General features: G+C 70.7%; 14 protein-coding genes. 8 read left to right on the top strand and 6 right to left on the bottom strand.

The features are described from left to right. Positions 1 to 20: 20 nt before the first annotated feature. The 3 genes from FHR38_RS20745 to FHR38_RS20735 form a co-directional block, all read right to left on the bottom strand. Positions 21 to 1,367, bottom strand: coding sequence for a M16 family metallopeptidase (locus FHR38_RS20745; protein WP_184536240.1), 1,347 nt, complete (start codon positions 1,365 to 1,367; stop codon positions 21 to 23). Continuing rightward, positions 1,364 to 2,656: a M16 family metallopeptidase gene (locus FHR38_RS20740; protein WP_184536239.1), complete on the bottom strand. Its 1,293-nt coding sequence runs from the start codon at positions 2,654 to 2,656 to the stop codon at positions 1,364 to 1,366. The genes FHR38_RS20745 and FHR38_RS20740 overlap by 4 nt, the downstream gene beginning before the upstream one ends. Before the next feature lie 113 nt (positions 2,657 to 2,769). Next, a complete protein-coding gene (locus FHR38_RS20735; protein WP_184536238.1) occupies positions 2,770 to 3,078 on the bottom strand; it encodes a hypothetical protein in 309 nt (102 codons plus the stop codon). A 292-nt stretch (positions 3,079 to 3,370) separates the two neighbouring features. Here FHR38_RS20735 and FHR38_RS20730 point away from each other — a divergent pair, with 292 nt between their 5' ends. From FHR38_RS20730 to FHR38_RS20720, 3 genes are all read left to right on the top strand, one after another. Next, a complete protein-coding gene (locus tag FHR38_RS20730) occupies positions 3,371 to 4,465 on the top strand; it encodes a 3-deoxy-7-phosphoheptulonate synthase (protein ID WP_184536237.1) in 1,095 nt (364 codons plus the stop codon). 559 nt (positions 4,466 to 5,024) lie between these two features. Further along, positions 5,025 to 5,294: a hypothetical protein gene (locus FHR38_RS20725; RefSeq protein ID WP_376771492.1), complete on the top strand. Its 270-nt coding sequence runs from the start codon at positions 5,025 to 5,027 to the stop codon at positions 5,292 to 5,294. Between the two features lie 25 nt (positions 5,295 to 5,319). Further along, positions 5,320 to 5,526 carry a hypothetical protein gene (locus tag FHR38_RS20720; RefSeq protein WP_184536236.1) on the top strand — a complete coding sequence of 69 codons (207 nt, stop codon included), beginning with the start codon at positions 5,320 to 5,322 and terminating at the stop codon, positions 5,524 to 5,526. 121 nt (positions 5,527 to 5,647) lie between these two features. On the opposite strand, the gene FHR38_RS20715 is transcribed toward FHR38_RS20720, so the two are convergent. The 3 genes from FHR38_RS20715 to eccCa form a co-directional block, all read right to left on the bottom strand. After that, positions 5,648 to 7,318 (bottom strand): right-handed parallel beta-helix repeat-containing protein, encoded by a 1,671-nt coding sequence (locus FHR38_RS20715; RefSeq protein ID WP_184536235.1) that lies wholly within the window; start codon positions 7,316 to 7,318, stop codon positions 5,648 to 5,650. A gap of 53 nt (positions 7,319 to 7,371) precedes the next feature. Beyond that, positions 7,372 to 9,396, bottom strand: coding sequence for an OmpH family outer membrane protein (locus tag FHR38_RS20710; RefSeq protein WP_184536234.1), 2,025 nt, complete (start codon positions 9,394 to 9,396; stop codon positions 7,372 to 7,374). Between the two features lie 78 nt (positions 9,397 to 9,474). Continuing rightward, positions 9,475 to 13,431: a type VII secretion protein EccCa gene (gene eccCa, locus FHR38_RS20705; protein WP_184536233.1), complete on the bottom strand. Its 3,957-nt coding sequence runs from the start codon at positions 13,429 to 13,431 to the stop codon at positions 9,475 to 9,477. Positions 13,432 to 13,448: 17 nt separating this feature from the next. Between eccCa and eccD the strand changes: the two genes are divergently transcribed. Genes eccD through FHR38_RS20680 form a run of 5 tightly spaced genes read left to right on the top strand, consistent with a single transcriptional unit; the run spans position 13,449 to position 18,632 of the window. Then, positions 13,449 to 14,867 (top strand): type VII secretion integral membrane protein EccD, encoded by a 1,419-nt coding sequence (gene eccD / locus FHR38_RS20700; RefSeq protein WP_312882304.1) that lies wholly within the window; start codon positions 13,449 to 13,451, stop codon positions 14,865 to 14,867. A 24-nt stretch (positions 14,868 to 14,891) separates the two neighbouring features. Beyond that, on the top strand, positions 14,892 to 16,274 hold the full coding sequence (gene eccB, locus FHR38_RS20695; protein ID WP_184536231.1) for a type VII secretion protein EccB: 1,383 nt from the start codon (positions 14,892 to 14,894) through the stop codon (positions 16,272 to 16,274). Positions 16,275 to 16,318: 44 nt separating this feature from the next. Beyond that, positions 16,319 to 16,744 carry a hypothetical protein gene (locus FHR38_RS20690; protein WP_184536230.1) on the top strand — a complete coding sequence of 142 codons (426 nt, stop codon included), beginning with the start codon at positions 16,319 to 16,321 and terminating at the stop codon, positions 16,742 to 16,744. A 14-nt stretch (positions 16,745 to 16,758) separates the two neighbouring features. Continuing rightward, on the top strand, positions 16,759 to 18,213 hold the full coding sequence (locus FHR38_RS20685) for a hypothetical protein (protein ID WP_184536229.1): 1,455 nt from the start codon (positions 16,759 to 16,761) through the stop codon (positions 18,211 to 18,213). 56 nt (positions 18,214 to 18,269) lie between these two features. Further along, positions 18,270 to 18,632, top strand: a complete 363-nt coding sequence (locus FHR38_RS20680) for a WXG100 family type VII secretion target (protein WP_184536228.1) — start codon at positions 18,270 to 18,272, stop codon at positions 18,630 to 18,632. The last annotated feature ends 26 nt before the right edge of the window (positions 18,633 to 18,658 follow it).

Genomic DNA, 18,658 nt, shown 5'->3' with positions numbered 1-18,658 from the left:
AGAGCCGACCGGACCACCGGTCAGGGAGCGGCGTCGACCACCTCACCGAGCCCGCTGGCGACCAGTTCGTCGCGGATCAGTGCCGCGTCCCCCTCCACCACCAGGGTCAGTCCCTGGGGGCGCAGATAGGTCGCGGCCGCCCTCGACACCTCCGCCTCGGTGGCGGAGAGCAGCTGGCTGCGCAGCCGCGCGTGGTAGTCGTCGGGCAGGCCGTGTACGACCAGCGTGCCGAGCGCGGCGGCAATGGCCCGAGGGCTCTGCAACTCCACGGAGAGCTGCCCGGCCCGCCAGGCGCGAGCCACCGCAAGCTCCGCCTCGGTCACCCCGTCGGCCTGGGTGCGGGTGATCTCCCCCACCGCGTCGACCAGGGCCGGGGTGGTGACCCCGGTCTGTACGCCGGAGCTGACCGTGAACCGGCCGAATCGGCGGGACGAACCGAAGTCGGCCCGGATGCCGTACGTGTAGCCGCGTACCTCGCGGATCAAATGGTTGAGCCGGGAGGTGAAGGCACCGCCGAGCACGGTGCCGGCGAGCACCATCGGTACATGGTCCGGGTGGGCGCGGTGCGGTGCGGTGTGCCCGAGCCGAAGCGTGGACTGGACCGAGCCGGGCCTGTCCACCAGGATGATCCGCCGTCCGACCCGGGGGTCCACCTCGATCGGGGCACCCACCTCGACCGGCCCGCCGGCCGCGCCCGCGAACGCCGCCGCACCGAGCGCGTCAAGGTCGATACGGTCCAGGTCACCGGCGACCAGCAGGGTGCCGGGACGGGTCAGCCACTCGGCGTGGAACCCGATCACGTCGTCGACGGTCAACGTGGCCACCGAGTCCGGGTCACCATCCATCGGCCGGCCGTGCCGATGGGCCACTCCGAACAGGTCGGCCCGCAGGGCCGCGTCGGCACGCGGACCGGGATGCGCCCAGTCCATCCGCAGCGCGGTCACCTCGTCGTCGCGGACCCGGGTCACGTCGGCGGGGTCGAGCCGGGGCGTACGGACCGCCTCGGCGAGCAGTTCCACTGCGGGCAGCAGCCGGTTCACCGGCACCTGCACGCTGACCTGGAAGGAATCCCAGTCGGCCGCGGTGGAAAGCTGGCTGCCCAGCCGCTCCAGCGCCAACGCGTAGTCGGCCGAGTCGCGTCGGGTCGTACCCTCCTCAAGGGCCTTGGCCACGACGACGGTCAGCCCTTCGCGGCCGACCGGTTCGCGGCCGGCACCGGCGTCGAGCAGCAACACCGCGACGGCGAGGTTGTGTCCGGGCAGGTGCGCCGCGACCACCTGGCCGTCGCCGACGGACCGGCGTACGACGGCCGGGAAGCGGTATGGCCGGGCCACGCCCGGGGCGGGGCGCTCCGATATCAGCGTCATGCGCTCTCCTCCGGCAGATAGGTCAGGATCACCCGGTCCTGCGACCGCAGCGCCTCGCTGGCCAAGCCGGCCACGTCGGCGGCGGTCACCGCGAGCCAGCCGGGCAGTCGATCGGCTGCCCGCGCCGGGTCACCGAACTGGGTGGCGTAGCGGCCGAGGGTGTCGGCCCGGCCATCGACAGTGGACATCTGTCGCCACCAGGACGTGGTGAGCAGCGCCTTGGCACGGTCCAGCTCGACCTCGGTCACTCCGCCCGTGGCGACCTCGTCCAGCACCTCGACGAGCCCGGCCTCCAGTTCGTCGGCGGTGACGCCGGGGCGGGCGGTACCGGTCACGATCAGTGGTGCCGGGGCATGCGCCAGATCGACCCCGTACGCGGCGACCGTATCCGGCTGGGCGAGCCGCGCCCCGTCGGCGATCCGCTGGTAGAGCCGGCTGCCCCGGCCACCGCCGAGCACCGCCGCGAGTACGGTCACCGCGTCGTAGCCCGCGCTGCCGAACGGGTGGGTGCGATGGGCGAGATAGACCCGGGGCGAGGGGACATCGGCGGTCACCGTGTCCCGGGCCGGCATCCCGGTTGGCGCGACGGTGTGCCCGTCCGGCGCGGCCGGGATGTCGGGGCGGGACGCGAGCGCACCGAAGTACTTGTCGGCCAGGGCGAAGACGTCGCTCGGCGTCACGTCACCGACCACGGTCAGTACCGCGTTGTTGGGCGCGTAGTAGGTGCTGTGGAACGCCTGGAAGGTGCCCAGGTCGGCGGCGTTGAGGTCGGCCATCGACCCGATCGTGGCGTGGTGGTACGGGTGCCCGGGCGGATAGAGCAGGGGCAGCAGCCGCAGCCAGGCATCGCCGTACGGAACGTTCTCGTAGCGCTGCCGCCGCTCGTTCTTGACCACTTCCCGCTGGTTGTCCAGCGTCTCCTGGGTCAGCGCCGGGACCAGGCCGCCCATCCGGTCGGCCTCCAGCCACAGCACCAGTTCCAGATGCTCGGCCGGGACGGTGTTGAAGTAGTTGGTGCGGTCCGGGTTGGTGGTGGCGTTGAGCGAGCCGCCGGAGCCCTGGATCAGTTGCATATGCTCGGTCTTGGCCACGTTGACCGAGCCCTCGAACATCAGGTGCTCGAATAGGTGGGCGAAGCCGGTCTGACCGGCGGGTTCATGGCGTGACCCCACGTCGTACCAAAGGTTGACGGCCACCACGGGGGCGGTCTGGTCCGCACTGACGACCACCCGCAACCCGTTGTCCAGTCGGGTGGTCTCGATCGGCCAGGGGTACCCGGTCTCGGTCATGGTTAGTGACGCTATCCGATCAGCCGTCGGTGAGCCCAGCGCCCACGGCGAGCAGAGTCCGGCGGTTCCGCCATGGCGAGCAGAATCCGACGTCCGCATCACCCACGGCCGGCTCAGTCCGACGGTTCCATCACGGCGGTCGCCTCGTCCGACGTACGCCGCTCGATGATCGTGTCCGGCGCGGCGGCGTCTTCGGCGACACTGGTCGAGGTCGACTGCCACTGGCCGGAGTCGGCCTGTTCCCGCTGGCCGGAGTCGGCCTGTTCCCGCTGGCCGGAGTCGGCCTGTTCCCGCTGGCCGGAGTCGGCGAGGATGGCCTCGGCCTGGGCCAGCGGATCTTCACTGCCCGCCGCCCGCTCCTCGGGGAGCAGGTGTTCCGCTCGGGACTCGACTCGCTGCTGATCATTGATCTCGGTAGTCATGCGTCCTCTCCTACCCAACCGGGTGCTCCGCCACGCCGAATCGCGGGCGACGCCGGCGGTGGCTTTCGTCGTGTGCTCGCCGGTCGGGTATGGTTGCCGACGTGACGTGCTCGTATCGATGGTTTAGTCAGCCGGCCCTGGGCGCCGGTGACTCAGCCATGACCTGACGTCACCACATCCGCCAGAGCCGGCTGAGGCAGGGACATTCGTCCCTGCCTTTTTGCGTTCGTGAGCAGCCGGCTCGACCTCGGGCACGCCGGCACCGAGGCTGTCGGCGGGAGGATTCCAGAGCATGACAATCACCGGTACGGGACGCATCAGCGACCAGCGCATCGACAAGATCGTGCCGCTGACCACCCCGGCACTGTTACGCCACGAGTTACCCCTGGACGAGACGCTGGTCTCGGCGGTAGTGGAGGGCCGACAGGCGGTGACCCGCGTGTTGGACCGGGCCGACGACCGGCTGCTCGTCGTCGTCGGGCCGTGCTCGGTGCACGACCCGGCGGCGGCGCTGGACTACGCCGCCCGGCTCCGGGACATCGCCGGGCGTCTCGCCGACGACCTGCTGGTCGTGATGCGGGTCTACTTCGAGAAGCCCCGCTCGACGGTCGGTTGGAAGGGCCTGATCAACGATCCGGCGCTGGACGGGTCGGGCGACGTCAACACCGGCCTGCGTACCGCCCGGTCGCTCCTGGTCGAGGTGCTACGGATGGGGCTGCACGTCGGTTGCGAGTTCCTCGACCCGATCACCCCGCAGTACATCGCCGACACGGTCGCCTGGGGGGCGATTGGTGCCCGTACGGTGGAGAGTCAGGTCCACCGCCAGTTGGCCTCCGGCCTGTCGATGCCGATCGGGATGAAGAACCGGTCGGACGGGAACGTCGCCACCGCCGTGGACGCGATCCGGGCGGCCAGCGTGCCACACGTCTTCCCGGGCATCGACGTCTCCGGCGCACCGGCGATCATGCACACCCGGGGCAACACCGATGGCCACGTCGTGCTGCGCGGCGGCCGGGGCGGGCCCAACTACGACGCGGCGGCGGTGGCCGACGCACTGCGGCTGCTCCGGGAGGCGGGCCTACCCGAGCGGCTGGTGATCGACGCGAGCCACGACAACAGCGGCAAGGACCACCGGCGGCAGCCCCTGGTGGTGGCCGATGTCGCCGACCAGTTGGCCGCCGGCCAGCGCGGAATCGTGGGAGTGATGCTGGAGTCGTTCCTGGTGGCCGGCCGGCAGGAGCTGGACCCGACCCGGGAACTGGTCTACGGACAGTCGGTCACTGATGCCTGCCTGAGCTGGGACCAGACGGAAGGTGTGCTGACGAAGCTGGCCGACGCCGTACGCGCCCGACGAGCCCGGCGGGCGGTCGGCCAGACCCTGGCCTGACGTCAGCTCGGGCGGGCCCTGGCCTCACCTCAGCTCGGGCGGGCCCTGGCCTCACGTCGGCTCGGGCGGGGAGCATCGCCCTGTTCCCCGCGCGATGCCCCTCCCCCAGCGCAGCCCCGCCCGGAAAAACCGACGGAGGAGTACTCAGGGAAAAGCAGGTCAGAAACCCGACGAAAGACGATGCGCCGCCCACGGCCAAGGCCGTGGGCGGCGCGGTGTCGGTGTGCAGGTCGCCTCTCGGCGAGTGGCGCGACGCGGCTCCAGCCGGACGGTATTCCGCGAAGGCAATTTGGGTGAGGCCCGGGGACACTGGACACACCGACAGTCATTCCAACCCGCTGACCTGCCTGGGTGTTCCGGTCCGGACTGTCGCCCCGGTCACAGCGGAGCGCGGCAGCCCGGAGCGCAGGGGCCCGAGCCCGGCGTCGTGAGCACGGCAGCCCGGAGCACAGCGGCCGGAACCGGGTTTGACGTACCCCAACCCGGGTAGCTGCGCACGATGACGGATGACCAGCCCTTACTCGACACCGACGAGATACGACGACGAGACCTGGACGAGGTGGTCGTCCGCGACTTGGACACCCCGTTAACCGAGGTCGACGTGTTCCCACCGGCACGCGATCTCGACGAACTGCTCGACGACATCTATCTCGGGCAGGACCGGATCACCCAGTCGGAGATCCACCGGCGGGCAGTGGCCGCAGAACTACCGGCCGAACTGCTGATCCGGATCAACGCGATGCCGCAGGGCGAGTACGCCATCGACGAGGCGGCCGAGATCCTCGCCGATCGTAGGGTCGGTGACGAGCACCGGGAGCCGACGATATGACCGTCAGCGACCGGAAGCCGCTGCCATGATCGGCGACGACCGGCTTGGGCGGAACCAGCCGGCGGAACGCCTACCGGTCCTCGGTCAGCCGGACGGGGACGCTGATCCGATCGGCGATCCGGACTTCGCCGAGGAACACTGCCGGACGGCTGTCGCCGACGACATCATTACCGGCATGGATCGGGACCGGGAGCCGGAGTCGCCACGCGGTTGGTCGGGCCTGGAACGCTAGTCCGACCTTCCCACACCACCCGCCCCTCGGTGAGCCGGCCGGCGCAGGCACCGCATCTTCCCGCGCCTGTCTCTCGCCCATCTGGAGTTCGGCCAACCGCGGAGGCTGCCGGTGGCGGTGGTCAGTTGGGGATGGCGGCGGTCAGGTCGGCGAGGGTCAGCAGCTGCAGTTCCTCCGGCGACGGCATCCGACGCAGCTGGCGCAGCCGCTGGGACTGCGTCTTGCGCATCGACTCGAACAGCTTGCGCGCCTCACGGGCGTTGCCAAAGTTCGGGTCGCCCAGCCGGCGGCCGAAGTACCGGGTCGACTCGGTGGCGGCCTCGCCGTCCAGGTAGTACTCGTGGGACTCGGCCATCGAGCTGAGGATCCTGGCCAGCTCGGCCGGCGTGTAGTTCTCGAACTCGATGGTCTTGCTGAACCGGGAGGCCAGGCCGGGGTTGGCGTCCAGAAAGTGCAGCATGTCGCCGGTGTAGCCGGCGACGATGACCGCCACCTCGTGCCGGTGGTCCTCCATCAACTTGACCAGGGTGTCGATGGCCTCCTGACCGAAGTCGCTGCCGGAGCCGAACGACCGGGACAGGGTGTACGCCTCGTCGATGAACAGCACTCCACCGAGTGCGGACTCGAATGCGACGGTGGTCTTCTCGGCGGTGTGGCCGAGGTATTGCCCGACCAGGTCGCGTCGGGCGACCTCCTTGAACCCGCCGCGCGTCAGCAGGCCCAGCGCCGCGAGGATCTGGCCGAACAGCCGGGCGACGGTGGTCTTGCCGGTGCCCGGTGAGCCGGTGAACACCAGGTGGTGACTGGTCGGTGCCACCGAGAGCCCGCCCTTGCGGCGCCACTCGTTGACCTGGATCTCGTCGATCAGCGCCCGGACCTCGTCCTTGACCGCGGGCAGCCCGACCAGGTCGTCCAACTCGGCGAGCAACTGGTCCACCCGGGCCTGGTCGGCGGTGACCGGCCGGTCCGCCGCACCCACCTGGCCGTGTCGACGTCGCTCGCTGGTGATCAGCTCTGCCCGGGAACCGGGGGCGATCTGGATGCCCGGCTTCGCCGTGCGTTCGGTTTGGCAGTCCGACAGCTCGCCACCGCAGTCGGCGGCCACCGTGATGCCAGCGCCCCGGGCCTCGCTGACCACGCACCCGCGCAGCACCGGTGAGCTGTGCTGGGCCACCGCGATGCCGACGTCACCGATCCGGGCGATCTTGCAATTGTCGAGGGTGGGCTTGGAGTATTCGTACACGTACACGCCGCGGTAGCCGCAGTCGGTGACGCTGCAGTTCCTTAGCTGGGGATCGGCCGAGCGAATCAGGATGCCGTCGGTGACGATGTCGACGATCTCACAGTCGGTGACCGAGCCTTCGCAGTTGTTGAGCGACAGCCCGATCTGGGCACCGGAGATCCGACACCCGGTGACCTCGAAGGTGGCCCGACCGCCGATGTGCACCGCCGTGGCGGAGCCCGCCTCGACCGCGCAGCCGTGCAACGCGAACTCGCCACCGGTCACGGTGACAGCCGGCGCATCCCGCCCGGTCAGGGCCAGCTCCCGCACCTCGACCGCGCCCCCACGCACCTCCAGCAGCGCCTCGGCGGGGTGCCGGGGCAGCACGGTAACGGTGTCCCGGCCCGCCGCCGCAGTCAGTTTCAATCGCCTACCGGAGATGGTCAGGTTCTCGTGATATTCACCAGGGCCGATCGCGATGGTGTCGCCGTCGACGGCGGCGCGGATCGCGTCGCTGATGGACGGGTACGCGTCCGCCTGGCTCGGCGAGACCTGCAGGATGTTATTCATGGCTCCAGCAGTGGGCTGAGGGGATCTTCAATCGACTCTAACAGGGACAGTCGTCAAGCCGTACGGCCAAGCGCCTGACCGGGTTCGGCCTCAGGTGCCTTGACTGGCTGGGCCACGGCCGCACGGCGGTCGCCCGCGCGCGCCGGACGCGACTCGGTGGTGCCGTCTCCGGCCGGGTCGACGATGCGCGGTCGACGGGTGACCGGCTTCTGGGCCTCCTCACCGGGCAGCGGGGGACGGTTCTTCCGGCCGCTCAGCGGTGCGGCGCCGCCACCGCCCATCGGCATACCGCCCATCGGCGGCATCATCGGCATGCCACCCATACCCATACCGGGCGTGGCCCCAGGCATGACGCCGGGGGTCACCCGGCCGGTGAGGGCCGAGGTGCCGAGTCCGGTGGTGGTCGCGGCGGTGCCGCTACGACCAAGCAGGTCCGGCGAGTTGGAGGCTCCCGGCAGCCCGGCCACCGGCCCGCCGGGAGCGCCCGGCCCGTTCAGGCCAGCCAGGTACGAGGGCAGTGCGGCCAAGGGCGTCGGGTCCAGCCCGAGTTTCTCCATCGTCCGGCCCAGGTCCCGGGTCAGGTCCTCGATGCTCTGCGGGGGCGTGGCACCCAGCGAGTCCAGCAGGTCCTGCTGCTGCCGGAGTGCGTCGTCGACGCCCGGCAGTGCGGCGTCCAGGCCCGGCGGGACCCCCTGCTGCTGCGCCTGCTGTAGCGCCTTCTGCAACCCCTCGGCCTGCTTGTTCGCCGCCTCTCGCTGCTTGGCGAGCGCCTCCTCGTACTGCTTCTTCAGCTTGGCCGCAGCCTCCTGCTGGGCCTTGAGCGCCTTCTCGTACTCCTTCCGCTGTTTCTTCATCGCCTCCTCGTACTTGTCCCGCATACCGTCGATAATCTTCTGGGCGTTGTTGTTGGGGCCGCCCGGCTTCGGGGTGCCTCCCGGGGGGCCACCGGTAGCCCCCGGGGGACGCCCTCCGCCCGGTCCGCCTGGCCCGCCCGTGGGCGTCGGCCCGGCCGTGGGTGCCGGCAACGGCGTTTCCGAGAGGAAGCCGGGATACCGTGGCGGCCCGCCCCAACCGCCGGCAACATGAATGAGGGCGTCGGATAGGTGATTCCCGAGCAGTATCCCCATAACGTCGTAATAATCTAGCCAACGCTCGGCGATGTCACTCAGTTGCAAGAAATGGTAAAACCCCTTCCACTTTCCCTTTTCCTCCTCGTACAACTGGGCCCAATGGTCGAAGCCCGGCTTCAAACTATCGATTGTCTCCATGTTCTTAACCATCACTTCAGCAGTGGTCTTGAGCACGTCTGCCCTTAACCTCGCGTTCTCGGCCCAGGTCGAGACCGAGACGATCGTCTGCTGCATACGCCCGTCGAAGCTACTCGCGGCGGGGCTTATCCAGGCATCGGTAAGTTGCCTGGTCGACCGCCTGAGATCGGAAGCCGCAGTTTCCAGGGCCTTCGCGACATCGGTCCAGTGGACGCTACGCTCCGTCAACCGTTCGGGCTTCATCTGCATGAAGACCCAGTGCACGTGCCGGAAGGCCTTGCCGGAATCGCCCTTCTCCCAGCCCCGGCCCGGGTCGGCCCAGTCTGTCGGCTTCGGTCGAGGCGGATTGGGCAGGCCCAGTTCTTTATCCTCATGGTAGTAGTCCAGGTCGTCCACTTCGTTGACCGAGGGGCCCTCAATCCGCCAGCCGTGGGCGTCGTACGGCTCACCGTCGTCCTCGTTGATCTCGGTCTTGTTCGCGGCGTCCGCCTCCGCCTGACTCATCGGCTCACGCAGCTTCTGGCCGCTGTACATCTCGGCGTTGAAGTAGTTGGAGCCGACAAAGTTGATCACGTCGACCGCGCCGGCGTACCCCTTGATCACGTCCTCGACGAAGAGAACCAACTGCTTGCTCTGGTAGTCCACGGACTTGTTCAGGTATTCGAGTTCCTTGAAGTATTGGTCCGCGCCTGTGGCCAGCGTCGGCTTTTGCAGGTCCTTGCCGGTCAGGCCCTCGGGGGTCGCGCCCAGGTCGTCGATGAACTCCTTGAACTTGTCGAGACTCGCGACGCGGATGGTCGACTCTCCCATGGCGGTCCCTTTCGGACGGGCGGGCCGGCGAACGGCGACGCGGCGAGGATATCCCGGCCGCGCGCCGCCGTGGCACCTCTACTCCGGTTGATCTGTCAGGGCGGACTGGATCAGGCGTGCGCCCTCCTTGCGGGTCACCAACCAACCGCGACCGGGCGGCAACGGCCCGAGCCGGACGTTGCCCAGCAGCGGCCCGTCGTCCCGGTCGCCGGAGAGCACCACACCCGGCGTCGCCAGGTCGCGCAGTCGGCTGAGCACCGGGTCGTAGAACGCTCGCTGCGCGCCGCCGCTGCGCCGGGCGACGACCAGGTGCAGACCCACCTCACGCGACTGGGCCAGGAACTCGTGCAGCGCCTGCACCGGGTTGCGGTCGGTGGCGACCAGGTCGTAGTCGTCGACCAGCAGGTAGAGCTCCGCGCCCTGCCACCAGCTGCGGGCCCGCAGCTGCTCGGCGGTGACGTCCGGACCGGGCAGCCGCTCGCGCATCACGCCGGCGGCGTCGGCGAGCATGCCCGTGCTCTGCTCGCTGTTCGTGCCGTACGCGAGTAGGTGGCTGGTCGGCAGCCGGCCGAGCAGCGATCGCCGGTAGTCCAGTGCGATGATCTTCGCTTCGGTTGGCTTGTACCGCTCGGCGATCGCCTGCGCGAACGCCGTCAGCAGGTTGGACTTGCCCGACTCCGAGTCGCCGAAGATCAGGAAGTGCGGGTCGGCACCGGCCAGGTCGACGTGCACCGGCCGCAGGTCGTGCTCGGCGATCCCGATCGCCAGCCCGGGTAGCTGCGGGCCCTGCGGCAGGGCCGCGAACGGCACCTGGTCGGGCAGCAGCCGGACGGCCGGCGCCCTCGGCCCGTCCCAGGCCGCGCTGATCGCGTCGACCAGTTCCAGGGTGGCCGGGCCGAGTTCCGATGCCTCGCTGATCCCGTCGATGCGGGGCAGCGCGGTCAGGCACTGGAACCCGTCCGGGGTGATGCCCCGCCCGGGTGACTTCTCCGGGATGTTCGCCGAGGCCCGCCGGTCGATCGCGGAGTCCGAGGGGTCGACCATCCGCAGCTCCAGCCGGGTGCCGAAGACGTCACGGGCACCGCCGCGGATGTCGTACCAGCGGGCCGCCGAGGCGACCACGTGGATGCCGTACGACAGGCCACGGTTGGCGATGTCCACCACCTTCTCAGCCACGTCCTCGAATTCGTTGCGCAGCGTCAGCCAGCCGTCGACGACCAGGAACACGTCGCCGTGCGGCTGGTCGGCGAACTGGCCGGCGGCCCGCAGCCGACGGTAGGTGGCCATCGAGTCGATCTCATGTGCGATGAAGAACCGTTCGCGGTCGTCGAGCAGGCCCGCCACCTCGGCGACGGTACGACGCACCTGGTTGACCTCGTGACGCGGCGCGACGCCACCGACGTGCGGCAGCCGGCGCAGCGTGGTCAGCGTGGCCCCGCCGAAGTCCAGACAGTAGATCTGCACCTCGCGCGGGGTGTGGGTGAGCGCAAGGCTGCAGATGAGGGTACGCAGCAGGGTGCTCTTGCCGGACTGCTGCGACCCGACCACCACCACGTGCCCCTCGGCCCCGGACAGGTCCAGGGTCAACACGTCGCGGCGCTGCTCGAACGGCTTGTCCACCAACGACAACGGCACCCGCAGCCGGCCGGCCAGCTCGGGACCGGCGGCGGCCAGCCCCCGCCCGGGTGTGTCGCACAGCCCGCCCAGCAGCTCGTCCAGCGTCGGTGCCGCGCCCAGCGGCGGCAACCACACCTGGTGGGCCGGCGCGCCCTGGCCGGTCAACCGGTCGGTGATGATGTCGAGCAGGCTCGGAGCATCCGGCGTCTCGTCCACCGTGGCCGGCGCGGACGTCTCCTGCGTCTCGGTCGGCGCGACGTACGCCGAGGTGAACTCCAGGACCCGACTGTCGGCCTCGGCCACCTTGAGCTGCTCCGCACTGCGGTAGGCACCGGAGACGTAGGCGGCGCGGAACCGACCCAGCGGATCGGTACCGTACTTCAGATAGCCGTGCCCGGGGGCGCGGGGTAGCTCGTAGGCGTCGTTCACGCCCAGTACCGCGCGGCTCTCCGCCGGGGAGAAGGTACGCAGCCCGACCCGGTACGACAGGTGGGTGTCCAGCCCGCGCAGCCGGCCCTCCTCCAGCCGCTGGCTGGCCAACAGCAGGTGGATACCGAGGGACCGGCCGACCCGGCCGATCTGCACGAACATGTCGATGAAGTCCGGCTTGGCGGTGAGTAGCTCACTGAACTCGTCGCAGACCACGAAGAGGCTCGGCAGCGGGGCGAGCGGCGCACCCGACTGCCGGGCGCGCTCGTAGTCGCGCTGCGACACGTAGTTGCCCGCTTTACGTAGCAGCTCCTGCCGCCGGACCAGCTCGCCGTTGATCGCGTCGGTCATCCGGTCCACCAGCGGTAGCTCGTCGGCCAGGTTGGTGATCACGGCGCTGGTGTGTGGCAGCAGGTCGAGCTTGGTGAACGTCGCGCCGCCCTTGAAGTCGACCAGAACGAAGTTCAACGTCTCGGGCGGGTGTGTGACCGCGAGGGCGAGGACCAGTGTGCGCAGCAACTCCGACTTGCCGGAGCCGGTCGCGCCGATCAGCAGGCCGTGCGGGCCCATCCCGTCCTGCGCCGACTCCTTGAGGTCCAGTTCCACCCGCTCACCGTTGGGGCCGATGCCGATCGGCACCCGCAACCGGTCCCGGTTCGGTCGGGCGGCCCAGGTCTCGCGCGGGTCCAACGCGTACGGATCGGTCACGCCCAGCAGCTCTGCCAGGCCGTGCTCCGCGTTCATCGCCCGGTCCCCGCCGCCAACGCCGGCGAGCCGCAGCGGGCTCAACTGCCGGGCCAGTGCCTCCGCCGCCGCCAGGCCGAAGGAGTCGCCGTGCCCCAACGGCCGGACACCGTCGAAGGTCCGCGCGACCAGGGCACCATCCTCGGCCACCTCGATCACCAGGGTCGAGCGGTCGAAGTTGCGCGGCGGCTCACTCGACAGGTCGATGACGGTCACGCCCTCGACACCACTCTCGGTCATCAGGTGGTCCGCGCCGGCAATGTCCCCTTCGTCGACGACGACGATCACATGCGGACCGTTCAGATACGACTCGGCCACGTCGGCGTCGAACCGCGGCCGCGCGGCGAGCAGGTCTTCCAACATCGCCTCCACGCCGACGATGCTCGGTGCGAAGAGCCGCAGCGAGCCGAGCGCGTCGGCCGATGTCGGGTGTTGGACGTGCGGCAGCCACTTGGCCCACTCCCACTGGGCGCGGACCGCCTCGCTGGCGCAGATCGCCACCAGCAGGTCTCCGGGTGCATGGAAGGTGACCGCCTGGGCCAGCATGCCTCGTACCATCGCCCGGGTCCGCCGACGATCACCCTGTAGGTAGATCCGGCCGAAGCCGTTGAGCGCCAGTACCACCGGCAGGTCGGGTAGCTCACCGTAGGTCTGCACGAACCTGCGGAGCGCCGCTGCCGCCACCGGCTCCGCCTTCTCCGGCGGCGTGGGCGGACCGGTGACCAGCGGCGTGGCCAGCGCCCGCGGCCCCAGCCCGATCCGCACCAGGCAGTGGTCGAGGTCCTTCGACCGCCGCTCCCACAGTCGGGCACTGTCCACCAGCCAGGTCAACCGATCCGGCGCCGGGTGCCGGTAGTACTCGGCCGAACGTTGCTCGCGGGCGGTTCGACGCACCGACCGTCGGTAGGCGTCCAGATCCCACATGTACTCTCGGCGCGAATCGTGCATTTCCTGTTTGGACGGGCGCGAGCCGTGCATCGAGATCTGCATCATCACCATGCCGAGCGCCGAGATGCCGAAAAGACCGCCGGTGATGTATGCGAGCGGCCCACCCGTACCGCGTTGGCCTGCGAAGATGAGCGCGATCGCGAGCGAACCGGCCAGCATCGGCAGCAGCATGAGCAGCTGTGACCAGCTCCGTCCGCCAGGTGCCGGAATATGCGGCGCAGGCTCAAGAACGACCTCGCCGGTGGGATATGGTGGCGCGGGGCGACGGGCGGGACGCCTGCGAATTACCGTAGTCAACGACTCTTTCCTCCGATGTGGATCGCATTGACCTATTTGGAGTGCCCAAGTTGCAGACCACGAAAGTCGGGCTGACGCGCATAGTATTGCTCAGCCCGCAACGTCGGGCCGACCTCGCGGTTCCCGGATATCTGCCTCTGGTGAACCTGCAACCGGCGCTGTTGCGGCACGCCGGAGTGGGGCTCGCCGACGAGGGCCTGGCCCATCACGGCTGGGTGCTCCGGCGTACGGACGGCACCCTGCTGGACCCGAACCGCTCGCTGACCGGACAGAACGTCACCGACGGCGAGACGGTCCTGCTCGCCCCACAGGACCAGCAGTGGCCCGAGCCCGAGTACGACGATCTCGCCGACGCCGTGGCGCACGAGGTGCGGCTGCTCGGCGCGGCGTGGTCCGGCGAGTACACCCGGCGCGCCGGTGCCGTGACGATGATGGTCGCGCTCGTCGGCGGCCTACTCGTCGCGCTGCGTGGCGGCCCGGATTGGACCGTGGCCGGTATCGGCCTGGCCGTGCTGGCGCTCGTCGCGCTCACCGTGGCCGCGGTCGCGGCCCGAGCGCTGCGGGACGCCGGCACCGCCCTGTTGCTGTCGATCGCCTCCTACGCCTACCTCGGGCTCGGCGCAGCACTGTTGGGTACGGGTGCGGCGCGGATCGGTCGGGCTCAGTTGCTGGTCGCCGGTGCGGCGCTGGCCTGGACGGCGGTGGCCGCGCTGATCGCCGTCGGCACGCACCGGGTCGTGCACGTGGCGGTGCTGGGCGGTGGCGTGCTCGGTGCCGTCGGCGCGCTGCTGGCGATGGTGACCAGCCCGGCTGCGGCCGCCGGCATCCTCGCCGGGGCGCTGCTGCTCGGCTCGCCGTGGTTGCCCCGCCTGGCAGCGCGGCAGGGCGGTCTGCCCGCACCGACGGTGCCGAATCCCAGCAGCGAAGCCCCGGTCGACGAGCCACTGCCGTCGCCCGAACGGATCAGCGCCATCGTGGCCCGCAGCGACGGGCTGCTCACCAGCCTGCTGTGGGCGATGTGCACCGCCCTGGCCGGCTGCGCGACCGTCCTGGCGCGGCAGGACGACGTCTCCGCCCGGCTGCTGGCCGCCGCCATCGTCGTCGTGTGCGCGCTGCGCGCCCGCGCCTTCGTCGCGGTCCGGCACCGGGTTCCGCTGTTGGCCGCCGCGCTGGCCAGCGGGCTGGCGCTGCTGGTGTTCGGCTGGGCGGGCGTCGACCCGGCCAGCCACACCCGGTACGTCACGACTGCGCTGGCGGTAGTGGTGCTCGCCGCAGCCGGTGCGTACCTCGTCGGGCGCAAGTACGCCGCCCAGCCGCCCGGGCCGCAGCTCGGCCGGCTCGCGGACATCACCGAATACCTGCTGCTCGCGCTGAGCGGCGTGCTCGCGATCCTCATCACCGGGTTGGTCGGCTACATGCGGGGTCTCGGTGGCTGAGCGCGCTGAACGGGCGGGTCACCCATGCTGACCCGCCGCGATTTGATCCACTCCCGGCAGTTCCTGCAACGCCGCCTACACACCGCGCTGGTGGCCCACCGGCCCGATCCGCTCGAGTGGTCCGGCACCCGGCTGCCCGGGGTCACCCTCGCCACGGTGATGCTCGTGGTGATCTGCCTCGCCGGAGCGGGCATCTACGGCTACTTCCGGCCGGCCGGTGCCAAGAGTTGGACCGCCTGCAATCGGGTGATCATCGAGAAGGAGACCGGATCGGCCTACGTCTGTGACGGGGAGACCCTGTATCCGGTGCTGAACTTCTCCTCCGCCGCGTTGCTGCGTGGACTGGGCGATCCGCCGGTGTCGGTCGCCCGCGCCTCGCTGACCTGGCCGCGCGGGCAGGCCGTCGGCGTACCCGGCGCGCCGAACGCCGTCCCGGCGGCCGGCGGCCTGCTGACCGGCCCGTGGTCGTTCTGCATGCGCCCGGCGGGGTCGGGCACCCCGGCGCGTTCGGTGGTGGTGGTGGGCGAGCGGGTCGCGGCCGGAGCGCCCCTCGGCGACGAGGTGGTCGCCGTCTTCGACCCCGTGCAGCAGCAACTCTCCGTCATCCACAAGGGACGGAGGCACGCGGTCACGAACCGGGAGGTGGTCACCGCCGCCCTCGCGGTCACCACCCGGGACGTGGTGACGGTCAGCTCGGACTGGTTGGCCACCCTTCCGGTCGGGCCGAGCCTGGGCGAAATCAACATCGCTGGCCGTGGCGGCGCGGTGGACCGCCTGCCCGGGGCACAGGTCGGCCAGCTACTGGTCAGCACGGTGGCGGGCAACACCCTGCGGTACGTCGCCCGACCAGCCGGCGTCCAGCCGATCACCGCCCTACAGGAGGCGCTGATCCGCGCCACGGCGAAGGACACCGCCCCGTCGACCGTCGTCAACCCCGTACAGCTCGCCGGCGCGGCGATCCTGGAACCGCTGGCCGCTGCGGCCCTCGGCGATGGCGCGGTACCGCCGGTCGTCACCGCGGCGCGTAGCCGGGGAGCGGTCTGCCAGATCATCACCGGCGGTGGGGACGAACGCGAGATCTCGGTAGGGGCCGTTCCGGAAGCGCGCACGGCGGTGACCCAGTCGTCCGGCGGGGTGAACGCCGCCGGCACGCTGCTCGCCGACGAGGTGCTGGTGGCCCCCGGCCGTGGCGCGCTGGTGATGGCGCAGCCGAGCCCGACCGCCGACGCGGGCCCGGTCTATCTGGTCACCGAGACCGGTCGGCGCTACCCGATCGTCTCCGCGACGGCGCTGGAACGGCTGGGGTTGTCGGGAACCGCTGTCGTACGGATGCCGAGCACCCTGGTGGAGCGGCTGGCGCAGGGGCCGGCGCTCGATGCGATGAATATGGTTTCGACGGTGCCGTGACGCTACGATCAGCGGGCCATCCGCCCGAGCGACCGGAGGTACCCATGCCCAGTCCCGACTCCACTGTGGATACCGAGCGTCTGGACACGACCACCATCACCGTTCGGGTATCCGCCATGCAGCGGGTCGCGACCGCGCTGGTCGGCGGCCCCGACGCCAACGGTGGCGAGTACGCCAGGTTCCGTGACGACGTGGTCCGGGACGCTGCGCCCCGGGTCACCGAGGCGGCGACCGGCCCGGCGACCACGGTGCGGGAGGGCAACTGGTTCCGTGACGTTGCCACGGCGGAGGCGGCCGCGCTGGTGGACTTCACTGACAGCGCGATGCACGGCGTACACGCGCTGGGTAACGCGGCCGGCTACATCGCCGCCAACTACGACGACACCGACCGGTCGGCGGGCCGACTCCTGGACGATCCCGACGCCATGCTGGACCTGCTGGAGCGGGACGGAAACCCGGCCGGTTCCTGACTCGGAGAGGTGACGTGGCGGATTACTTCACCTTCGACGGCACCGGCGAGAAGACGCAGCAAGTCGCCGTGCCCCCGCCGGCGCGCACCGAGTGGCAGTCCTTCACCACCTTCGAGGAGGTCCACGCGGCGATCCGCAGCGAGGACCCGACCGGCCCCGAACGGCTGGCCAACCGGTACGCCGCCGTCCGCGAGGGCATGCAGCGGCTGGCGGGTGCCAGCGGTGCCCAGATGGGCGCACTGAGCCGAGCCTGGACCTCCGGCGGTTCCCGCGCGAAGTACCTGTGGTTCGCCGGCGCACACGCGTTCAGCCTCGACCAGTGGACCCGGGGCATCGCCGAAAAAATCGACATCCTCGACACTCTCGCGAGGGACATCCGACGACGCCACGACGAGGCCGACAAGCTGGCGCAGGAGTTCCAGCAGGAATATCTGCGCCTGGCACCGCAGGCGGCGGCGGTCGGCCCGCTGCCCGCCTTCCCGCCGGACCTCACCGCGCTGCGGGCAGCCGGGGCATCCGAACTCGTCACCGCGCTGGAACGGTTCTACCCCGAGCTGCACGAGCGCTACCGGCAACGCATCATCGCCGTGGGCCGGCGGCTGTCGGACAACTTCGAGGCGGGCGCTCGCTGGCTGGGAGCACCCGGCGTCGTGCCCCCGCAGTACGCCGGTGCCGACACCGCGCAGCCGTGGGCCGGCGGTGGCCCGGTACCGACGACCGGACCGACCGCCGACCGCACGCCCGGCAGTGGTCCGAGCATCAGCTCGCTGCCGCCCGGACCGGCTGGGCCGATCGGGCCGCCGGCGGTCCCGAACGTGCCGCCCGGGCCTCCCGCTGCTCCGGGCCTGCCACCGGCCGTCCCGGCCCCGGCTCAGGTCCCCGGAGGACCCGGTCCATTCGCCGCCATGCCGATGGGCGCCGCGCTCGGCGCGGGGCCGGCGCTGCCGAACGCGCTCACCGGCCGGCTGGCCGTGACCACACCGGGGCAGCCGCCGACGGCCGGTCCGCCCGGCCGGCTCGGAGCCGACCTGCCCGGCCGCTTCGGCGGCCCGACCGAGTCGGCTGCCCAACCAGGCAACACCGGCCTGACCAGCCGAGCCCCACTCGGCACCCCGGGTGGGCCCTCATTCGGTGCCCCGGCTGGCGGCCTACTCGGCACCCCGGCCACCCCGCCGCTCACCGGGGCGGAGCCCGTCCCGGCCCTGGGACGCGGATCGATGCCCCTGCCGGGTGTCCTGCCACCGACGGCACTCGCCCGGGGCAGCGCGCAGGCGCTTCCCGTGCGATCGGGAGCCGATGTCCCAGCGAATCCACCGGCGCGCACCCGGGCCGGCGACGCCGCGCCCCGCCCGGCACCCGCCGCAGAGCCCAAGCTGGTGCACGCCGACCTAGCGAAGGAACCACGTCGGCCGGAATGGTCCAAATCGGAGGGACGTCCCTCCCTAGCGGACCGGCTGGCGGCTGGCTAGTCTCAGGCAGTTGCGTTGCGGCTCGGCGTTTTCACACGAGAGCAGGACGGTAAACGATGACTCAACCCGAGGTCGTCAAAGTTCAATTCCAGGACATGGAGGACGCAGCCCAGTTCGCTGACGACACCCGCAAACGACTGGAATCCCTGGCGGGCGACATCCTCAAGACGCTCAACCTGCCCTGGGAGGGAATGTCCGGTGACGCCTTCGCCGGCGAGCGCCAGAAGTTCATGACCGCGTGGCAGAACATCAGCACCGCCCTCGGTGATCTGAGCACTTTGCTCTCCAACCAGATCGCGGCGGACCTGAAGGGCACCGACGGCAGCCAGGCTGGCGTGCTCGACGGCGTCGGCGCGATGCCCGCGGGGATGGCCGGAGCAAGCTACACCTACGTCAGCGCCGGGCTGACCAACAACTAGCGGCCGTCCAGGTCAGGGGAGAGAAG

The sequence above is a fragment of the Micromonospora polyrhachis genome (assembly GCF_014203835.1).
Taxonomy (GTDB): Bacteria; Actinomycetota; Actinomycetes; order Mycobacteriales; family Micromonosporaceae; genus Micromonospora_H; species Micromonospora_H polyrhachis.
The sequence above is the reverse complement of the archived record's forward strand: the minus strand, read 5'-3'. Positions and strand labels throughout refer to the sequence as shown.